Annotated in this window: 1 pseudogene; it reads right to left on the bottom strand. The window is 59.1% G+C overall.

The annotated features are described in order from the left end of the window. Positions 1-203, bottom strand: a pseudogene (locus A3722_RS11175) (phosphonate ABC transporter substrate-binding protein); the annotation flags it as partial.

The raw sequence follows: 203 nt of genomic DNA, 5'->3' as shown, positions 1-203 counted from the left end.
GGTTGCTTTCGATGCGCGCCAGCGTCTCGGTGTAGTCGCCGTCAATGTCGACCGACTTGCCGTCGGTGCGCAAGCTGATGCACTCTTTCTCAGCCGCTTTCTCGTCGCCGCCCGCAGCTTCGGCGAAAACTTCAAGATCACCGGTTTCTTCACAGCCCGCGAGGATCACTTTTTCCTCGAACACTTCGCGCGTGCCGTGTTTG

It is taken from the genome of Sulfitobacter sp. HI0027 (assembly GCF_001634775.1).
Lineage (GTDB): Bacteria > Pseudomonadota > Alphaproteobacteria > Rhodobacterales > Rhodobacteraceae > Sulfitobacter.
The sequence above is the reverse complement of the archived record's forward strand: the minus strand, read 5'-3'. Positions and strand labels throughout refer to the sequence as shown.